The sequence below is a fragment of the Chitinophaga sp. 22308 genome (genome assembly GCF_052045305.1).
Classification (GTDB): Bacteria; Bacteroidota; Bacteroidia; order Chitinophagales; family Chitinophagaceae; genus Chitinophaga; species Chitinophaga varians_A.
On the sequence record NZ_JBQEOP010000010.1, the window covers coordinates 104,992 to 125,546 of the forward strand.

The following is a 20,555-nucleotide window of genomic DNA, read 5'->3' on the forward strand; positions in this document are numbered from 1 at the left end:
TAAATGAAGTTGGCGAAAATTCACCAAATATAGGTTATTTACCAAGCAGTTGATTGTAAAGTGCCAGGTAATCAGCAAGATCATCATTGTCTTTTTTGTAAGGTAAGATGATTTTGCCTTTTTCCGCCTTCAGTTCATCCACAACTTTTTTCTCCACCTTCTCTCCGGCCAGTACCACTGCGTCAGCATACTTGCCGGCCCCTCTGTTTAACGCTGTATTGGTGCCCTCCTTAAAGAGCTCCAGATCTTTTTCCTTGATCTGGTTGCTGATGGTTGCCTTCTTGATAAAGGAAGCTCCCAGCTTTTCCTTGAAGCTATTGGGGGACAAAGAATAAACAATTTTCGAATGAGCGAAAACCGGCTCCTTCTTGTATGCTGTTTTCAGATACATCGGGATCAGGGAAGTCATCCATCCGCTGCAATGAATAATGTCCGGCGGCCATCCGAATTTTTTAACGGTTTCCAGGGCGCCTTTACAGAAGAATACAGACCTTGCCGCATTGTCATCAAAAAACTCGTCATTTTCATCTGCAAATACGGTCTTCCGCTTAAAATAATCCTCGTTATCCAGGAAATACACCTGCAAACGGGCATTGGGCAAAGAGGCCACTTTGATGATAAGCGGGTAATCATCCCCGTCTATCACAATGTTGATTCCGGACAATCGGACCACCTCGTGCAAGCGGTGTCTTCTCTCATTAATAATTCCAAATCTTGGCATGATCACTCTCACCTCCAGGCCAGCCTCATTGGACTTAATTGCCATTTTATTGACCATCGCCGCATAATCACTCAGTTCCAGGTATGGCGACATCTCTTGGGCAATAAAAAGAATTCTTTTCTTTGTGGACATTTAACGCTGATTATTAATGCAGTAATTTTTAATTTGGCTTGCAAAATTACGGATTTTTTACGGAATATTGGCCAATCTGTCAGTTTTAACATCCTTTTAAGCAATGTTTTATGTATCTATTTAAGCGCAGTAATGACCTGAAGAAGCACCTGGACCTGGTAAGAAAAAGCAGCAAAAGCATTGGTTTTGTGCCTACTATGGGAGCCCTTCATAACGGGCACCTGTCACTTATTCAGGAGGCGAAAAAAGAAAATGACGTGGTCGTCTGCAGCATTTTTGTCAATCCGACACAATTCAACGATCCCAAAGATTTTGAAAAATATCCCATTACTATCGAAGAGGATATTAAGAAATTAAACGATGCGTCAACAGATATACTTTTTCTGCCATCTGTAGAGGAAATGTACCCGGAAGGACTGGCAGGCGGCGAACATTATGACTTCGGCGACCTGGAAACCATTCTCGAAGGCAAATTCCGACCCGGCCACTTCCAGGGGGTGGGTCGTATCGTACACAAATTACTGGATATTGTGCAGCCTCACAAGCTTTTTATGGGGCAAAAAGATATGCAACAATGTCTCATAATACGTAAATTACTGCAAATCACTAATTCAAAGGTAGAATTGGTCGTCTGCCCTACCCTGCGCGAACCCTCCGGCCTAGCCATGAGCAGCCGCAATGAACGCCTCTCGCCTGCAGCCCGCAAAAAAGCCGTCGCCATCTATCAGGCACTGCTCAAACTGCGCAACGAATTCGGCAAAGGCCTCTTTCTCCTCGAAGCTGCCCGCGAAGCATTCGATGACCTGAAACAACAAGGCTTCGAACCGGAATATGTAGACATCCTCCTGCTCAAAGACGGCCACCTCGGCCATATGGACGAACCACCCGGCGATCATACCGTCATTGCGGCCGTAGCCGCCTGGCTCGATGGCGTCCGGCTGATCGATAACATGGTCCTCCAGGGTGATATATAATTTTCACTACCATAAACACAAAGGAGCAAAGGTGCGTACCTTTGCTCCTTTTCTTTGTACGCTTCGCCCTGCCACCCGCTGTCTCTTTGCGTAAAACCCTTTGCCGGAATACTTTTTTTACATAGCTTTGCGAACTGCTGATTTAGCAATTATAGTTCAGAATAATCATGCAAATAGAAATATTAAAGTGTAAGATCCACCGCGCGGTTGTAACAGAAGCTAACCTGCAATATGTTGGAAGTATCACAATAGACGAAGACCTGATGGATGCCGCCGGCCTGATCGAATACGAGAAAGTACAGGTGCTGAACGTCAACAATGGTGAAAGGCTGGAGACGTACGTAATCAAAGGCAAAAGAGGCTCCGGCGTTATCTGCATGAACGGCCCCGCCGCCCGCCTCGTTGCTCCCGGTGATATCGTGATTATTATTTCCTATGCCACAATGGACTTTGAAGAAGCAAAGAAATATACACCTATTGCCATTTTCCCCAAGGAAGGGAACAAATTGTAATCCCTTTATCATAACATATCGCTAACACCCTAAAATCTTTGGATGATGCCCAAAACGCTTAAGAACGTCATTAAGTTTATATGCTTTTTCGGCATCGGGGTGCTCCTGATATGGCTGGTCACCAAAGACCTCACACCGGAACAATGGGACCAGATCAACGTCGCTTTCCGCAAAGCCAACTACTGGCTGGCCATCCCCGCCGTGGTGATGGGCCTCGTCAGCCACTGGCTCCGCGCTACCCGCTGGAAGCTGCTCATGAAACCACTGGGGCACCAACCCTCCACGCTTAACACGTTCTTCGCCGTTATGGTAGGATACCTCGCCAACCTGGCCGTTCCCAGGCTTGGGGAAGTGACCCGCTGCGGCATCCTGGCACAATACGAAAAAATACCGGCCGATAAACTTGTAGGTACCATGATCGCGGAAAGAGCTGTCGACATGGTCTGCCTCCTGCTGCTGATAGCTGTCACCATCCTCACCCAGATCGATGTCCTGGGCGCCTACGTCCATCACGATATCTACCTGCCCATTGCGGCTAAAATAGCCAATGCCAACGGTACGCAGCTCCTGCTGCTGGCCGCTGCGGTGATGGTGTTCATACTTGCCCTCCTCTGGCTGCTGCGCCGGTTTGCACGCTCTAAAGCGGCCATCACTGTTAAAGCACTGGCCAAAGGCGTCATGGAAGGCATCTTGTCCATCGGCAAAATGGAAAACAAATGGTCGTTCATCCTGCAAAGCATCCTCATATGGGGCTGCTACCTCTCCCAGGTATATATCGGCTTCTATTGCCTGCAGGAAACCTCCCATCTCGGCATCAGCGCCGCCCTCGCAGTGCTCATGATCGGCAGCATCGGCATGATCGTCACCCCCGGCGGCATCGGCGCCTATCAGGCACTGGTACAGAAAGCCCTTGAACTCTATGGCATATCCTACGTGATCGGGTACGCCTTCGGCTGGATCATATGGGTGGTACAAACACTGCTCGTGGTCTTCGTAGGCTTCCTTAGCCTGGTGGCCCTGCCCATCCTCAATAAAAAACAAACAGCGGCTCCGGCCAAATCCTGATCCATACCTGCTGCATTACACCCTTATAACAGCTGTGTATAAACGCAGTCGTGATGATCATGCTGTGCCTCCATATCATGCCCGTCCTTTTATTTCTGCACACTGCGCTGGTTTGACAGCTTTTTCTTAACTTTAAATTAATGGCATCACATCTGCGAAAGCTGTATTATCGTGGATTGAACAACGTGAATTTTTTGAATGTAAACCTGTTTGTATGAAGATGCCGCATACGGAGAATCTGGAAATTATGACACCAACTATAGTATCAAAGAAAAACACCGGCAAAAAAAATACGGCCAAAAAAACATCGGCCAAAAAGACCCCGGTCAATAAAATCCTAACCCCTGCCGCCCCGGTAATCCCCACCAAAAAAATGATTCCCAGGGATATCAGCTGGCTGTCGTTTAACGCTCGCGTGCTGCAGGAGGCCGCAGACAGTACCGTCCCCCTGCGGGAACGTATCCGTTTCCTCGGTATCTTCTCCAACAACCTCGATGAATTTTTCCGTGTCAGGGTAGCCACCCTAAAACGCATGATGTCTATCAACAAGTCCAACAAAATGCACCTGGAAGAAAACCCGGGGAAAATACTGGACGACATACAAGCCACGGTAATAGACCAACAGCGCGAGTTTGACCGCATCTGGAAAGACATCGCACAGGAACTGGAAACAATGCATATCTTCCTGCGGACCGAAAAACATCTCAACCGGGAACAACAAAAATTTGTGCTCAACTACTTCAATGAACAGGTGCGCACCAATATCATCCCGCTGATGATTGAAAGCATCCAGCAGTTTCCCATCCTGCGAGATAAATCCATTTATCTCGCCGTAGTACTGGCCCGGCAGGACAACTCCGTGCGTCAGAAATTTGCGCTGATTGAATTACCCTCCAACGTATTGCCACGGTTTATCATCCTCCCTTCCAAAGAAGGCGAACATGATATCATCCTGCTGGAAGACCTGATACGCTTCTGCCTTCCGCATATCTTCTCCTACTTCGGCTACGATAAGTTCTCTTCCCATATCATCAAGGTGACCCGCGATGCGGAACTGGACATCGACAACGATATATCCGACAGCCTTATCCATCAGATTGAAAAAGGCCTGAAAGACCGGCGCAAAGGCAAGCCCGTGCGGTTTGTATATGATAAGGACATCGATCCCCTGCTGCTCGAATACCTGATCCGCAGAATGGGCCTCTCCGGCAAAGACAACCTCATTCCCGGCGCCCGTATCCATAATTTCAAAGACTTTATGGATTTCCCGGAATCCATCTTTCCGCCACATACGCACCGTAAAACCTTTATCCATCCGCTGTTTGCCGACGCGCCCAGTGTGATGCACGTGATACAGCGCCAGGACGTGATGCTGCATTTCCCCTATCACTCTTTCGATACCATCATAGACCTGCTGCGGGAAGCTGCTATCGATCCGAACGTGTCCTCCATTAAAATTACGGCGTACAGGCTTGCCCGTAATTCCAAAATAGTCAATGCGCTGGTAAACGCGGCCCGTAACGGCAAACATGTGACGGTAGTGCTGGAACTGCGTGCCCGCTTCGATGAAGCGGCCAACCTCGACTGGAAGGCACGTCTCGAAGATGAAGGCGTAAAAGTATTCCTCGGCATTCCTGATACGAAAGTGCATGCCAAGCTGTGCGTGATCAAAAAAAGGATCGGCACCAAAACCGTGCAGTGCGGTTTCGTCAGCACCGGCAACCTCAACGAAAGGACGGCCCAGGTATATGGCGACCATTGCCTGTTGACCGCCAACCGCTCCGTGATCGCAGACATCAACCGCATCTTCTCTTACCTGGAAAGTCCCCGCCACGATGTCAAAATCCTGGAAGGCTGTAAAACATTGCCAGTAAGCCCGCTCAATATGCGTGATACCTACATCCGCCTGATAGACCGCGAGATCAAAAACGCCAAAAACAAAAAGAAAGCGGGCATGGTGTTGAAGATGAACTCCCTCTCCGACTCCCTGCTCATCGGCAAGCTCTATGAAGCGGCCAAAGCCGGCGTAGATATCAAGATGGTGATCCGCGGTATCTGTTGCGCTTACACAGAAAACAAAAAATGGAAAAAGGACATCACCGCTGTGAGCATCGTGGATGAATACCTCGAACATGCGCGCGTATTCATTTTTCACCATGGCGGCGCCGAAAAAGTGTACATTGCCTCCTGCGACTGGATGGTACGTAACCTCGACCACCGCGTGGAAGCAGCAGTGCCTATAACGGACCCGGATATACGTAAAGAACTGGTGGACATCATGAACATCCAGCTCAGCGGTAATGTAAAGGCCCGTATACTGGACAACGAACAAACCAACCAGTACAAGAAGGAAGGCGATAAAAAAATCCGTACACAAATCGAGATTTATAAATACCTGCACGACAAGCAGTACAAATAAAATTTTTGGATTTCTGATTTTCGATTTATGACTTATTTGAAGCAGCCATTTCATCGAGTCTCAAATCCCTAAATCGAAAATCAGGAAATCCCAAAATGAAAAGTGTTATTTTTGTGTCTTAAAACAGACTGATAATTAATGAAATTAGCTGCGATTGATATTGGTTCCAATGCTGCCCGGTTGCTGATCTCCGAAGCGTCACCTAACGGTGCGGGAACGATGGACTTTACCAAAGTGAACCTGATAAGAGTACCGCTGCGGCTCGGTTTCGACGTGTTTGACCATGGCTCTATTTCAGAAAAAAGGGCCACTCATCTGATAGACACCATCAAAGCATACAAACTGCTGCTGGACGTTTATGAAGTGAAATACCTGAAAGCATGCGCTACCTCTGCCATGCGTGACGCCTCCAATGGCAACATGATTTTACAGGAAGTAAGGACACAGACCGGTATTGATATCCAAATCATCTCCGGCCAGGAAGAAGCGTCCTATATTTACGAAAACCATATTGCCGAACATCTCGACAAAACAAAGTCATACCTGTATATTGACGTAGGCGGCGGCAGTACCGAGCTCACGCTCTTCAGCGGCACCCGTCTCGTTTTCAAAGAATCATTCGATATAGGCACCATCCGCCTGCTGCATCAGCAGGTGCCCGACAGTGCCTGGCAGCAGCTGAAGGATTTTCTTAAACAGCAGCTCAGGACCATCGGGCCGGTGATCGCCATTGGCTCCGGCGGCAACATCAACAAAATATTTTCTCTCTCCAAACGCAAGGAAGGCAAACCGCTTTCGCTTGATACACTTAAAGATTACTATAAGGAATTCAGCGCATTTACAGTCGAGGAACGCATTCACCTCTATAACCTGCGGGAAGACCGTGCAGACGTGATCGTACCGGCCCTTCAGATATACATCAATGTGATGCGCTGGGCCGGGGCCGAAGAAATATACGTGCCCAAAATCGGTCTCGCCGATGGGCTGATACAGGCGCTGTACCGCGAAATAGCCGTTCCGGCCAATGGTTTCCAGTGACCACACATAAAATAATTTTCCTTTTTTCTTTTTATATCATAACCTTTGGGGGAATTTTTGGTATAAAACAACATTGCTATGTCTGTTCATAAGGACGTAAAGCGTATCACTACGCATGTTTTGCAGAAGATGAAAGTCGACGGAGAAAAAATCTCCATGATCACAGCTTATGATTTTTCCATGGCCAGGATTTTTGACGATGCCGGCATCGACGTCATCCTGGTGGGCGACTCCGCTTCCAACGTGATGGCCGGTCATGAAACAACCCTGCCTATTACGCTTGATCAGATGATTTATCACGCATCATCTGTTATACGCGCCATCAAACGCTGCTTTGTGGTGGTAGACCTTCCCTTTGGCTCCTACCAGGGCAATTCCAAGGAAGCCCTCAGTTCAGCCATCCGCATCATGAAGGAAACAGGTGCCCATGGCATCAAAATAGAAGGCGGCGAGGAAATCATTGAATCCGTAAAACGGATCATCTCCGCCGGCGTTCCGGTGATGGGACATCTGGGCCTCACCCCACAGTCCATCTATAAATTTGGCACCTACGCCGTAAGGGCCACTGAAGAGGCAGAAGCCAAAAAACTGATCGCCGATGCCAAACTGCTCCAGGACGCCGGTTGCTTCGCTATCGTACTGGAAAAGATCCCTGCCTCTCTGGCCAAAGAAGTGGCCGAGGCGGTACATATTCCGATTATCGGTATTGGCGCCGGTAAACATGTAGACGGACAGGTGCTGGTGATGCATGATATGCTTGGTATCAACAAGGAGTTCAAGCCCCGTTTTCTCCGCCGTTACCTCGATCTTTACACAGAAATTTATGGCGCCACACAGGCCTATATCAAAGATGTAAAAACGAAGGATTTCCCGAACGACAACGAACAGTATTAGCCATACTACCTGCCCTGACACCGCGCCAGCATTGTTTTAGCAGGTAATACCGGCACGCCGCAGGACTTTGGTCATCTTCCCTGTACAAAGGGAAAATTGTCATAGGCCTGCGGCGTGTTTTATTGTTGCTTCCTCCGAAACCAGCGCCCCTCCGCCTTGTCAGCTATATTTTTATCCAGCCTTCGAAAAACTTTACCCGCTTTATGCTGCTGTTCGGCAATTTTTCCCTATATTAGCTCTTTCATTATCATCAATGAATTACCTGTTAAACATACAACTCTCTCTTCTCTCCTATCTGCGGAGCACCTGCTCCCATGTGCCATGAGTTGGAAAGGCAGGTAATATTTTTTCCCTGAACATATTTTTCGTAGGTCCATCCCTGTTAGGGGTCCCTGTTGCGCTGTAACGGCCGCACCGGTATTAATTTTATTTAATACCGATATTATGCCCTGCAAACTTGGTAAATTTTACCAGGTGCTGTCCTCTTGTATAAGAGCGGGCATACTGTGCTTACGTTTCGGCCAGTATCTCTGTATTATTAATAATTCCAATAGATTATGAAACGTGTAATGATTATCGGCGCCGGCAAGATCGGCGAAACAGCTGCATTCCTGTTACAACAGTCGGGTGACTATCAGGTAACGCTGGCAGACAGTAACCAGGCATTGCTGGACAAATGTACTGATACCGGCATCGGCAAAACCAGACTGGACGTAAACGACGCTACAGCGCTGGAAAAAGCCCTGGAACCGCAGGACATGGTGCTGAGCGCCTGCCCTTTCTTTCTGAACGTGAAAATCGCGGCGGCCGCTGCCAAAGCGAAAACACACTACTTCGACCTGACCGAAGACGTGGCCACCACCAACGCCATCCGCGAAATCGCAGCGCAGGCGGATGTGAGTTTTATGCCACAATGTGGACTGGCGCCGGGTTTCATCAGCATCGCCGCTTATGACATCGCCAAACAGTTCGATACCCTCGATTCGGTAAAGCTGCGCGTAGGCGCCCTGCCACAGTTTCCGACCAACAGCCTGATGTACAATCTGACCTGGAGCACAGACGGCCTGATCAACGAATACTGCAATCCATGCGATGCCATCTATGAAGGCGAACGCAAGGAAGTAATGCCCCTCGAAGGCTACGAACGTTTTGCCCTTGACGGCGTGGAATACGAAGCCTTTAATACGTCCGGCGGCCTTTCTGCCCTGGCGGAAATACTGGATGGCAAAGTATACAACCTCGACTATAAAACCGTACGGTATCCCGGCCATTGCCAACTGATGAAAATATTGCTCAACGAGCTGAAACTCAATAAAAAACGGGATGTTCTGAAGGAAATTATGGAAGATAGCATACCTTTCACCCCACAAGACGTGGTACTGGTATTTGTGTCCGTATCCGGCACCGTGAATGGCCGGTCGGTACAGCGCTCCTACTCCCGTAAGATCTATAACCAGGAGATAGGCGGCAAAGACTTTACGGCTATCCAGCTCACCACCGCCGGTGCGGCCTGCGCAGTGATAGACCTCCATGCCAAAGGCCTGCTGCCGGGCAGTGGATTTGTAAAACAGGAAGACGTGATTTTCAAAGACCTGATCAGCAACAGGTTTGCTCAATATTATAATTAGCAGTCAGCCACAGGCTGGCCGCAGGAAGCTCAAACAAACGCCATGTTACAAGAAGTATTAAACGGCCTGATGAGCCGTTACCAGGAGCGGGTGCCGGACGTGTCAGCAGTGATCGCTGCCATGGTCAGCAACGGATTAATCGGGAAAGCGGACGATATCGAGAATGACCATATCGCCTTCCGTACCATGGGAGTACCGCAACTCGGCGTACAGTCGCTGGAGAAAATCTTTCTCCATTACGGCTATACGAAAATGGACCACTACTATTTTGCCTCCAAAAAGCTGGACGCATGGTGGTATGCACCGCCATTGCCGAAGTACCCGCGCATCTTTATCAGTGAGCTGCGGGTGACTGACCTGAGCCAACAGGCACAGGACATCATTACCAGTTATACCGATGAAGTAAAAGCGGACCCCGTCACGCTCCTGGACCTGGACGACAGCAAAGCCGTAGACACCTTCCTGCACAGTGGCCTCTGGCGTACGCCTACCCTGGCGGATTTCCAGGCGCTGGCTGCTGAAAGCGAATACGCGGCGTGGGTGATTTACAACCGCTATTACCTGAACCATTTTACGGTGAGCGTACATAATCTGCCCGCAGGATACAACACCATTGCGGAGTTCAACCAGTTCCTCGAACAAAACGGTTTTATCCTCAATGACGCCGGCGGAAAAATCAAAACCAGCCCCGATGGCAAACTGCTGCAAAGTGCTACGGTAGCAGGTATGATACCAGCCACCTTCGCCGGTGGCGAAACCATGAAAATAGCTGGTTCCTATGTGGAATTTGCGGAAAGGAAAGTACTGCCCGAATTTGCAGACCTTCCGGCCGGCGCTGTCCGTCGCGAACACCGCCGGGAAGGCTTTGAAGCAGGCAATGCCGACAAAATCTTCGAAAGCACGTACTCCACCCAAACGAAAAAAAGTTCCTAATTTAGTTTACTAATACACCCACCATGGCAGATGATATTTTAAAAGCTTTTGGCATCAGCGCGCAGCAGAGCGGCGTCAGCACCGGCAAACACTGGCTGGAAGCCGGCGGAGCAGATATTGTGTCCGTATCGCCGGTAGACAACAAGACGATTGCCACCGTTAAAAGTGCAGACCGCAGCAACTATGACGCGGTGATCGCCGTAGCACAGGAAGCCTTCAAAGAGTGGCGCCAGTGGCCCGCCCCGAGAAGAGGGGAAATTGTGCGCCAGATCGGCGAAGCGCTGCGTGCACATAAAGAACAGCTGGGCCGCCTCGTTTCCTATGAAATGGGTAAAAGCCTACAGGAAGGTTATGGAGAAGTACAGGAGATGATCGATATCTGCGATTTCGCAGTAGGCCTCTCCCGCCAGCTCTACGGCCTGAGCATGCACTCCGAACGTCCCGGCCACCGCATGTATGAGCAATGGCATCCGCTGGGCATCACCGCTATTATCTCCGCCTTTAACTTCCCGGTGGCGGTATGGAGCTGGAACTCCATGCTGGCATGGGTTTGTGGTAACGTATGTGTTTGGAAGCCTTCCGAAAAAACCCCCGTGACCGCACTGGCCTGTCAACGTATAGTCGAAACCGTATTCGCCGCCAATAATGTACCGGAAGGCGTTTGCTGTCTGGTGACCGGCGGCCGCGAAACCGGCGAATGGATGTCCAACGACCATCGTGTTCCGCTGGTATCAGCTACCGGTTCCACCCGCATGGGCAAGAGCGTAGGTGCCGCCGTAGGAGCACGCCTGGGCCGCTCCCTGCTGGAACTGGGCGGTAACAACGCGATCATCGTATCTAAAGACGCAGACCTCGACATGACCCTCATCGGTGCTGTATTCGGCGCGGTAGGCACTGCCGGTCAGCGTTGCACCTCCACCCGCCGCCTGATCATCCATGAAAGCGTGTACGACGCCTTTACCGCTAAACTGGTAAAAGCATACGCACAGCTCCGCATCGGCAATCCGCTGGATGAAAAGAACCACGTAGGCCCGCTGATCGACAAGGATGCGGTCAACGCCTACCTGAGCACCATCTCCCAGGTAAAAGAACAAGGCGGTACCTTCCTCGTGGAAGGCGGCGTCCTCGAAGGAGCAGGATATGAATCCGGCTGCTACGTGAAACCCTGCATCGCTGCCGTAGAAAACACCTACGCCATCGTACAGCACGAAACCTTCGCGCCTATTCTTTACGTGATGAAATACCAAACCCTCACCGAAGCCATCGCCATGCAGAACGACGTGCCTCAAGGCCTCTCCTCTGCCATCATGACGCTGAACCTCCGCGAAGCAGAACAGTTCCTCTCTGCCGCCGGTTCCGACTGTGGCATCGCCAATGTCAACATCGGTACTTCCGGTGCAGAAATAGGCGGCGCCTTCGGCGGTGAAAAAGAAACAGGCGGCGGCAGGGAAAGCGGCTCCGACGCATGGAAAGCATACATGCGCCGCCAAACCAATACCATCAACTACTCCGACAAACTGCCGCTGGCACAGGGCATTAAATTCGACCTGTAATCACCTGCAACAAATAACGAAAGGGCGTATCTGAAAGGATATGCCCTTTTTTATGTCCGGATGTCCCAGGGCTGAAGCCCTGGGCTACGTTCTGTGTCAAATCCTTTTCCGGCTAAACCTGTTATGGAAGGCAAACATCTGGCGTTGAGTGACACGACGGATACGATCAAATCTATCCATGAAAGAAATTGAATCAGAACGTAGCCCAGGGCTTCAGCCCTGGGACAAAATAAAAGGCCGCTCCTTCCGGACCGGCCTCTATATAATAGAAATTTTAAGAAACAATTTGTGGTTAAACCCTGGCTCTTTGCAGCTCCGAGGCAGTGCCCCGGAGCTTTTAACATTCATGTCAGGATGTGCTCCTCCCTGATCAGATTTAAAAGCGGTTGATAAAATTCTGCCTGCCATGCAGGACCTTCCTCTACATACATCGACTTACACAGTCTCCTCAGATTTTAAAAATAGTAGCGAGGTTAGAGAACCCCGCTTTTCGTTAAACGGAAACCATGCTTATGAGAAAAATATCCGATAGCGGGAAGCCATCAAATATTCTTCTGACTATAAATATTAGACTTTTTTTTGAATATTCATATTCAACTTTTGTGCTACGGCGGTATTATTTCCGAGCACCCTAACGATCAAAAAACGGCCGGATCCTTTATCATAGAGCGTTTTGACCGTTTTAGCCCTTACACCAAGGCTTCTCGCCATGGCCGGAATATTTTCCGGATTTCCACAAATCACGATTGTCTTGCCCTTGTTTTGCTTTACAATGCAGTCCAACACACAATCCCGGGTCTCCTGGTCTTTCGTTACCCAGTAATAAACAGGCTGCAATTGCCGCAGTTCCGATAGCGGCTCTACGGTCTGCAGAGCCTTGTTCACGTAAATGGTGTAGATAGCGGCCACGTCAATATGCCGGCAGGCTTCGGTAAACAAACGGGTCTGGTCCCGCCCTTCGTCGCTAAGGCCGGCAGATGGTGAAGACTCTTCTTCTGCTGCGTTCACAAAAATAACGGTGGTCACTTTTTCGGGGCCGGTGGCAACAGCCGCATTACCGGCAGCCAGCAGGGTGGCTAAAATAGCAGTTTTCAGCATGACGGTAGTTTTTAATGATGAGGTAATACAAATCAAAAAAGCATAAGGGAGTAATCCCACGAAATGGGTGCCTGTTGGGGAAGAGAACGTTACAGAGGAAAAGAAAGGAACCGGCGTAAAGGTAGGTTTTCCCCGCGAAATTATCGCAGTATTGTGATGGATGGCCGACAAGGCTGTTCAGCTCCCGGAGCCTGATAAGAATGGCCGTTTATATAATTTTCTCCCTTTAACCAACAAATAGCACGCTTATCATTAAAATTCGCCTGTTCTAAGGCTTTTTCTATACCTTTATTCGCATCATGATATTTTAATTATTAATTATAGAACATGAAATTGTTTAGTCGAGAGGTTGCAGTCTTGGCATGTGTTGCATTGACGGCTGCTTTTACAACGAAATCCAGTGCCCAGAGTAAAACCCAGGTGCCTAAGAACTGGCAGTTGCTGAACTACGAGACCGACAGTGTTTACGGCACCAATACCGAAAAAGCCTACAAAGAGATACTGAAAGGGAAAAAGAGCACCCCGGTGGTCGTGGCTGTGATTGATTCCGGTATCGATACCCTTCATGAAGACCTGAAAGGCATCCTTTGGACCAACCCGGGCGAAATACCCGGCAACGGCAAAGACGACGATGGAAATGGTTACATAGACGATATTCATGGCTGGAACTTCCTCGGTGCCAAAGACGGCAGCAGCCTGAAAGAAGATTCCGATGAGGCCACCCGCGAGTATTACCGCTACAAAAACAAATATGGTAACCCAGACTCCACCCTGGATAAAAATGCCAAAGAATACGCCACCTGGCAGGCCTTAAAACAGAAAATAGAAAAGCCCGGCTCCCAGACCAAGCTGCAGTATAAATCGATGGCCAAACTTCAGGAAAACGTCAATAAATGCGAAAATATCCTGAAGACATACCTTAACAAGGAAGACTTTACCGTTGGCCAGCTGGACAGTATCCAGACAACTAACCAGGATGTGCTCCTGGCACGTAACTTCATGACCCGCCTGCTGAAAAGCACTGGTGATGAGCCAGCTTCTTTCAGTGAGTTTAAAATGGAATTCGACGCCTATATGGGCGATCTGAAAAGAAAAGCAGAGGCCACTGAAATACCGCCCAACCAAAACCGCGAAAAAATCGTGGGCGATAAATATGAAGACATCACCGACACCAAATATGGCAACAATGATGTGATGGGCAAATTCGGTTTCCATGGCACCCACGTTAGTGGTATCATTGCTGCTGCCCGTAACAACGGCGTAGGTATTGACGGCGTGGCCGACAATGTTCGCATCATGGCGGTGAAAGCAGTGCCTGATGGTGATGAAAGAGACAAAGACGTAGCGCTCGCTATCCGTTATGCGGTAGACAATGGCGCACAGATCATCAACATGAGCTTCGGTAAGCCCTACTCCCCTCACAAGGAATGGGTGGACGAAGCAGTGAAATATGCGCAAAAGAAGGGCGTATTGCTGGTACATGCAGCAGGCAACGACGGCGCCAACAATGATTCGGTGCCCAACTATCCTAATCCGGATTTCGCGGACGGCAGTCCCCGCGCTGACAACTTTATTACAGTAGGCGCCAGCGGCAACGGACAAGGCCCCGATAAAGTAGCTGGTTTCTCCAACTATGGCAAAAAGAACGTAGACCTCTTCGCCCCCGGCGTGCAGATCTACTCTACCATTCCCGGCGGCAATAAATACGGCAGCGCCAGCGGCACCAGCATGGCTGCTCCGGTAGTTGCCGGCGTAGCAGCGCTCGTGCTCTCCTACTACCCGGACCTGAGCGCCCGCCAGCTGAAATATATTCTCGAAAAAAGCGCTACACCACTTCCTGATGGTACCAAAGAGGTTAACAAACCAGGTACACAGGACGAGAAAATTAACTTCGCAGATCTTTCCGTCAGCGGTGGTGTCGTGAATACCTATGAAGCCTTAAAACTGGCTGCCACCATCAAAGGTGAGAACGTAAAGAAGAAACAACACAAAGCGAAAATGAAGCCGGTAAAGAAAAACTAACCGGTGTTCCAAATACTTTCAACGAAAAAGGCGCGGATGTCCGCGCCTTTTTCGTTGAAAGTATGTTGCTGTGCCAAAGACTATTTTACCAGTCTCAGCGAAAAAGGATACTTATAGGAAGTTCCTTCATTCGCTTTCACCGCAGCGATAATGCTGAAGATAAGGTTCACCACCCATAACAGGCCATGCAGCCCGCCCCAGCTCCAGCTCCAGCCATTGGAGAAAAAGAAACCACCGGTCATCCAGCTGCCTAATGACCACAAGCCATTGAAAATGCCGGCCAGCAGGGAGATCAGCACGCTGACCAGGCTGATGGTGATTTGAAAATTGATGGCTTCTTTGCCCTGGTCGTCCACAAAACGGGATTCATTGCGTTTGATAAGCCATAATACCAGCACAAGGATGACATTGCCGGCAGGCCTGAAAATCGCAGAGCCCACGATACCACCGAGGTGAATAAAAGTGCCCCAATTACGTTCGTCTCTTAACGTCATAAAAAACAGGATTAATAAGGGTGAGAAGATAGGAGGTTTTATCGTAATATCAAAGCAGGAGAAAAGAAAAAGAAAAAAACTACAAACCTGTAAGCCGGATTCTGTCCCCTGGCAAGCCAGGGTTGCTATCATTTATCTGCGGTGACGCTCGCGCGCCCCCTGTATCTGCCTACCCTCGGACATCGGACGAGCAGCCCTCAGGCGTCCGTATACATGGCATTTCAGCACACAAGGTTTACCCGCACAAACAGTTACCTGCCTGCACCGTGGGCCCTTACCCCACATTTTCACCCTTACCCCGCCGAAACAGGGCGGTAATTTTCTGTGGCACTCTCTGTCTCCGGCAAGCCGGAGCCCACCCGTTAGGTGGTGTGTTGCTCTACGCTGTCCGGACTTTCCTTCCCTTCAGACAAGCCAAAGGAACGATAGCACGGTTTGTAGTTGGAGCGCAAAGGTACCGCATTTGAGCATTCAGGTGCAAAATATTTTAAACTTAAAACTCTTTAGCACCAAAATATTCAGGTGCTAAAGAGTTTTGTAAGCAACTATTACAGTTCATTTATTTAAACGTGATCTCTGTAGCCCCGTAACCATACTTAGCATGGTACTGGTTTACAAAGTTCGCTACTTCCGGCGTCTGACGGAGGATCTGATGGATCTCGTCTTTCAGCTTGCCTTTGCCTACGCCGTGGATCACAATCAGGTTGTGCTGATGGTGGCTGATCGCTAAGTCCAGATACCGCTGAAAGGCATTGAGCTGCACCGCCAGTATAGCAATATTGCTCATCCCCTTCCAGTTTTTCTCCAGGGCTTCGATATGCAGGTCTACCTCATGTTTGGGCTCCAGCGTCGTTTCCGGCTGCAGTTGTATCTTGCTCAGCAGGCTGGCGAAATTACCAGAGCCTATCGTGGTGGCCGGTTTGGCCTTTTTTGCATTGGGTTGCTCTGCCGGCGCCGGCGGCTCTGGTTCCTTGTCCGGGAATTTCTCAAACAGGGTGTAAGTCAGCGTGGCTTCTGCTTTGGTACGCAGCTCTTCCAACTGGGTAAACATCTGTTTGGGCTTGATTTTCCAGGTCTTTTTCACGGAGGTGGCCAGCTTAGGCTGCGGCTCCTTCAGGAAAAACGTGAACTCAAACCGCGGATTATCATTCAGAGATTCAAAGATCAGGTCTGCCAGGTAAAAATGATTATACGGCTGTATCTCATTCTTTATTTCCAGGTCCATCTGGTTGTTGAGCCATATCTGAAAATAAAAGCGCATGGCATGCGGCGTATCGTTAAACAAGTGAAACTTCATCAGCTTCACAGTTTCATCGTATCCGTCAAATTGATATACCGGCAAAACAGACAGGAACATGCCCTTATCTGTTTTAAACACTTCGTATTTTTTCCGGTCTACTTTGATCTCGTCTCCGGGAATCTGCCGGGGCTTTTCTTTCACCAGCTTTTGCTGGGTAAAACGATGGAAATAGGGAAAGTCTATCTGATCAAGGTATACCGGGAAAGTAGTGCCTTTCACTTCTATCATCACCATATTGTCATTGACAATGTCTACTACTGTGCCTTCTTCTTTTGAGCTTAACAGCAATATCTTGTCTCCAGTTTGATATTTCATATTTGCATTCTTCTGGGCACAAAAATAGAATTTTGATGGGGAAAAAGTGAGGAAGAGACAGGAAGATTTGATTTTGGGCGTGGCCGTACTTCTCCTGCGCCATAAAAAATGGTGGTACTCACAGGTACGCCTATATTAAACAACGGCTCAGAAATCGATGTAGGTATGCTTACGCTTCCTTTCAGGATGCCTGCGCATAAACTCGTCGACCGAGATGCGCCCGCTGCCGGTCACCGCAAAAACGATCAGCAGCACCAGCACCACTGCAGACAGGCCCAACACAGGGTACACCTGGAACAGCCCTGTCCGTGAGTGTACGAACAACAAAGCTCCCAGCAATACCGGGATGTTCAACAGTGCGGCCAACCTGGTTTCCAGGCCCATGGCAATGAACAAGCCGCCTACGATATGCACAAAAACAATGTAGTGTGCAATAAAGAAGGCGAACGTAACCAGCGCAGGACTTTGGTTGATCATGGTGTCCAGTGCGTCCCTGTTCATGATAAACAGGACCCCTGCCCACATCAGAAAAAGTCCCAGCGCCATACGTACAACGCTCAACCATACCGGGTGATGTGTATCACCCCATCGTGCAACTCTTTGTAGCGTGTTCATAAAACAGAATTTTAAAGAACTTGCTATTAAGTTACGAAAAATAACCCGGATTTAGGCCTGGCGAAGCTTACTGTGGCGGTAGCTGTAAAGGAAATAGATGCTGAGGCCAATGACCAGCCAGATGCTGAACACGATCCAGTTTTTCAGCGCGATCTCGGTCATCAGGTAAAAACAGCTGAGCAGTCCCAATACGGGGATGAGCGACAGCTTGCGTACCGCCGAGAACCAGGTGATAAGCACGGTTACAATGGCAAAGAAAAAGAAGGGAATATTGTGTTTCCATACCTCCCAGCCTCCGTCGAAAGACAGCCTTCTCAAGATTTCTCCACGGAAAAGCACCAGCAGGCCTATCACCAGCACAGGCACAATGATCTGGCCGTTGATATAAGGCAAACGGAACCGTTTTTCTGCGGTTTTCTCCTGTGGAGGCAACATCAGCACACCGCCGCACACGAGGATGAAGGCGAACAATGTTCCGATACTGGTAAGGTCTGTTACGATGGTGAGGTTCAGGAAAAGCGCCGGCACCCCTACAATGATACCGGTGATAATGGTAGCAAAGGAAGGTGTTTTAAACCTGGGATGGATTTTAGCGAATTTTTTCGGCAGCAGGCCGTCACGGCTCATGCTCATCCAGATGCGGGGCTGGCCGATCTGGAATACCAGCAGTACGCTGGTAGTGGCCACCACGGCGCTTACAGAGATGATATAGCTGATACCCGGCAGGTTCACTTCATTAAATACAAACGCCAGCGGGTCATCTACTTTCAGTTTGTAATAAGGCACCATGCCCGTCAGCACAAATGAAATCAACACATACAGTACGGTACAGATAATGAGGGAGTATATCATGCCACGGGGCAGGTCACGCTGCGGATTGGCACATTCCTCCGCGGTGGTGCTCACGGCATCAAAACCGATATAGGCAAAAAACACGGCGGACACGCCCTTTAAAACACCGGAGAAACCATTCGGCATAAAAGGGCTCCAGTTGCCCGGGTTCACATAAAAGAAGCCCAGAGCGATCACAAACAGGATCACCAGGATCTTCAGTCCCACCATAAAATTGGCGCTGCGCTTACTTTCCCGGATACCCACATAAGCCAGGTAGGTGATCAGTATCACGATCAGAAAAGCCGGCAGGTTGACGATAAAAGGAATCCCGAATATATGCGGCGCAGCTTCTATGGTAGCCTGTGAAGCACTGTCGTAATTGCTCGACAGCCAGTCAGGCAAAGCTATTCCCAGTCCGCGTAACAGGTTGTTGCAATAGCCGCTCCAGGATATGGCCACTGCAATATTACCAATGGCGTACTCCAGGATCAGCGCCCAGCCGATGACCCAGGCTGCCAGTTCGCCAAAGGTCACATAGGAATAAGTATATGCACTGCCGGACACCGGCACGCGGGAAGCAAATTCTGCATAACAAAGGGCGGAGAACCCGCAGGTAATGGCGGTGATCACAAACAGCAGGGACACGCCCGGACCGCCATGAAAAGACGCTTCACCAATAGTAGAGAAGATACCGGCGCCAATTACCGCTGCAATCCCCATCGCTGTCAGGTCTTTCACCTTCAGCACTTTATGCATGCCTACTCCTGTTTCAAGGCTGTCAGTCATTCCTTCATTGGCATCTTTGATAATAGTGGTCAGGGACTTCTTTCTAAACAGCGAGTTAGACATTGGCGACGGAATTACGTTTTAGTGTAGTCTTTTAATAAAAAAATCTTGCCCAGGACCGGTGGCCGGGAAATTGAATATATGAAAAATAATCATTTGACAATTTAATTATTTAATCATTTTTCCCCCTCCGGTCCTGAGAAAGACGCGAATATAATGCGATTTTGGATATAAAAATTACTGCTGGCGGTTTAACAGGAAGTCTGCCAGTTCCATCAGAGGCTTTTTACGGGCCGACAGCACGGCGATATCTTCGAGACGGGCGAAGGCCTGCTGTTGAAAACGTTCTTTTTCTTTTTCCGCCCAGATGTCCACCTTGCAGCTGCGGAAAAGGTCCAGCACCCTGGCCACCTTATCATCCGGGTTGGTTTCCATCAGTTTTTTCAGCTCTGCTTTTTGCGCCGCATTGCACAGCTCCAGCGCTTTCAGCAACAGGAAGGTCTTTTTATTGACGAGGATGTCTCCACCCTGCTGTTTTCCGAATTTATCGGGGTCACCGAAAGCATCAAGGAAATCGTCCTGTATCTGGAAGGCGATGCCGATATTTTTCCCAAAAGCATATATGTGTTCCTGGTTACCTTCGCTGCCGCCGCCGATGATAGCGCCCAGCTGCAGGCTGGCAGCCAGCAGCACGGAGGTTTTCAGGCCAATCATGCGCACATAGTCATCATACTGTACCTGTTCAGGTTCCATCTGTTCAAAGTCCATGTCTATCTGCTGGCCTTCACATACTTCTTTCGCCGCCTTGTTGAACACAGTGATAATTTTCTGTTTGTACCTGGACTGTACCTTGTTGAGCATATCATACACATTGATCAGCATAACGTCGCCGGCGAGGATGGCGGCGGGTTCACCATAGATCATGTGTACGGTCTGATGTCCCCGGCGGATGGGTGCTTTGTCCATGATATCGTCATGGATCAGCGTAAAGTTATGGAACAGTTCCACCGCGTTGCCTACCTGAAAGGCATCCTGGTGCAGATCATCAAACAGTTCGTTGCCCATCAGGCACAGTACCGGACGGATACGTTTCCCACCGATCTGCAGGATATGGGACGCTGCATCGTACAAACGTGTAGGTTCTTTCGGAAAATGCCATTGATCAAACTGCTGGCTGAACTGCGCTATTAACTCTTTAAATGAATGCATGTCAAATAGACGG

At 49.3% G+C, this 20,555-nt stretch carries 17 protein-coding genes and 1 other RNA gene; 10 read left to right on the forward strand and 8 right to left on the reverse strand.

Going from position 1 to position 20,555, the window contains the following annotated elements; all coding sequences use genetic code 11:
* Window positions 1-34: 34 nt before the first annotated feature.
* A complete protein-coding gene (locus ACTJJS_RS31185) occupies window positions 35-853 on the reverse strand; it encodes a glycogen/starch synthase (RefSeq protein WP_168875035.1) in 819 nt (272 codons plus the stop codon).
* 110 nt (window positions 854-963) lie between these two features.
* Here ACTJJS_RS31185 and panC point away from each other — a divergent pair, with 110 nt between their 5' ends.
* From panC to amaB, 9 genes are all read left to right on the forward strand, one after another.
* Window positions 964-1,827, forward strand: a complete 864-nt coding sequence (panC, locus tag ACTJJS_RS31190) for a pantoate--beta-alanine ligase (RefSeq protein WP_440667738.1) — start codon at window positions 964-966, stop codon at window positions 1,825-1,827.
* A gap of 167 nt (window positions 1,828-1,994) precedes the next feature.
* Window positions 1,995-2,339 carry an aspartate 1-decarboxylase gene (gene panD, locus ACTJJS_RS31195; protein WP_133811105.1) on the forward strand — a complete coding sequence of 115 codons (345 nt, stop codon included), beginning with the start codon at window positions 1,995-1,997 and terminating at the stop codon, window positions 2,337-2,339.
* 42 nt (window positions 2,340-2,381) lie between these two features.
* Window positions 2,382-3,404, forward strand: coding sequence for a lysylphosphatidylglycerol synthase transmembrane domain-containing protein (locus ACTJJS_RS31200; protein WP_168875033.1), 1,023 nt, complete (start codon window positions 2,382-2,384; stop codon window positions 3,402-3,404).
* Between the two features lie 247 nt (window positions 3,405-3,651).
* Complete coding sequence (gene ppk1 / locus ACTJJS_RS31205; RefSeq protein WP_440667740.1) at window positions 3,652-5,823, forward strand: polyphosphate kinase 1; 2,172 nt, start codon at window positions 3,652-3,654, stop codon at window positions 5,821-5,823.
* Window positions 5,824-5,961: 138 nt separating this feature from the next.
* On the forward strand, window positions 5,962-6,861 hold the full coding sequence (locus ACTJJS_RS31210; protein WP_440667742.1) for a Ppx/GppA phosphatase family protein: 900 nt from the start codon (window positions 5,962-5,964) through the stop codon (window positions 6,859-6,861).
* A 78-nt stretch (window positions 6,862-6,939) separates the two neighbouring features.
* Complete coding sequence (gene panB, locus ACTJJS_RS31215) at window positions 6,940-7,755, forward strand: 3-methyl-2-oxobutanoate hydroxymethyltransferase (protein WP_168875031.1); 816 nt, start codon at window positions 6,940-6,942, stop codon at window positions 7,753-7,755.
* A gap of 557 nt (window positions 7,756-8,312) precedes the next feature.
* Window positions 8,313-9,383, forward strand: a complete 1,071-nt coding sequence (locus ACTJJS_RS31220) for a saccharopine dehydrogenase family protein (RefSeq protein WP_168875030.1) — start codon at window positions 8,313-8,315, stop codon at window positions 9,381-9,383.
* A gap of 42 nt (window positions 9,384-9,425) precedes the next feature.
* Window positions 9,426-10,316, forward strand: coding sequence for a DUF1338 domain-containing protein (locus ACTJJS_RS31225; protein WP_440667743.1), 891 nt, complete (start codon window positions 9,426-9,428; stop codon window positions 10,314-10,316).
* Window positions 10,317-10,339: 23 nt separating this feature from the next.
* A complete protein-coding gene (amaB, locus tag ACTJJS_RS31230) occupies window positions 10,340-11,869 on the forward strand; it encodes an L-piperidine-6-carboxylate dehydrogenase (RefSeq protein ID WP_168875028.1) in 1,530 nt (509 codons plus the stop codon).
* Between the two features lie 567 nt (window positions 11,870-12,436).
* Here amaB and ACTJJS_RS31235 read toward each other — a convergent pair.
* The gene (locus tag ACTJJS_RS31235) at window positions 12,437-12,967 is read right to left on the reverse strand and encodes a hypothetical protein (protein ID WP_168875027.1); all 531 of its coding nucleotides are present in this window, start codon (window positions 12,965-12,967) and stop codon (window positions 12,437-12,439) included.
* Between the two features lie 420 nt (window positions 12,968-13,387).
* Here ACTJJS_RS31235 and ACTJJS_RS31240 point away from each other — a divergent pair, with 420 nt between their 5' ends.
* Window positions 13,388-14,989, forward strand: a complete 1,602-nt coding sequence (locus ACTJJS_RS31240; RefSeq protein ID WP_440667744.1) for a S8 family peptidase — start codon at window positions 13,388-13,390, stop codon at window positions 14,987-14,989.
* Between the two features lie 80 nt (window positions 14,990-15,069).
* Here the strand turns inward: ACTJJS_RS31240 and ACTJJS_RS31245 are convergent, their stop codons facing one another.
* From ACTJJS_RS31245 to ACTJJS_RS31270, 6 genes are all read right to left on the reverse strand, one after another.
* Window positions 15,070-15,483 carry a DUF4870 domain-containing protein gene (locus ACTJJS_RS31245; protein WP_168875025.1) on the reverse strand — a complete coding sequence of 138 codons (414 nt, stop codon included), beginning with the start codon at window positions 15,481-15,483 and terminating at the stop codon, window positions 15,070-15,072.
* A 74-nt stretch (window positions 15,484-15,557) separates the two neighbouring features.
* Window positions 15,558-15,925, reverse strand: an RNA gene (gene rnpB / locus ACTJJS_RS31250) — RNase P RNA component class A.
* A 117-nt stretch (window positions 15,926-16,042) separates the two neighbouring features.
* On the reverse strand, window positions 16,043-17,098 hold the full coding sequence (locus ACTJJS_RS31255; protein ID WP_168875024.1) for a Smr/MutS family protein: 1,056 nt from the start codon (window positions 17,096-17,098) through the stop codon (window positions 16,043-16,045).
* A gap of 147 nt (window positions 17,099-17,245) precedes the next feature.
* Window positions 17,246-17,713: a DoxX family protein gene (locus ACTJJS_RS31260; protein WP_440667747.1), complete on the reverse strand. Its 468-nt coding sequence runs from the start codon at window positions 17,711-17,713 to the stop codon at window positions 17,246-17,248.
* 51 nt (window positions 17,714-17,764) lie between these two features.
* The gene (locus tag ACTJJS_RS31265; protein ID WP_440667748.1) at window positions 17,765-19,396 is read right to left on the reverse strand and encodes an amino acid permease; all 1,632 of its coding nucleotides are present in this window, start codon (window positions 19,394-19,396) and stop codon (window positions 17,765-17,767) included.
* Window positions 19,397-19,570: 174 nt separating this feature from the next.
* Window positions 19,571-20,542, reverse strand: coding sequence for a polyprenyl synthetase family protein (locus ACTJJS_RS31270; protein WP_440667750.1), 972 nt, complete (start codon window positions 20,540-20,542; stop codon window positions 19,571-19,573).
* Window positions 20,543-20,555: the final 13 nt, after the last annotated feature.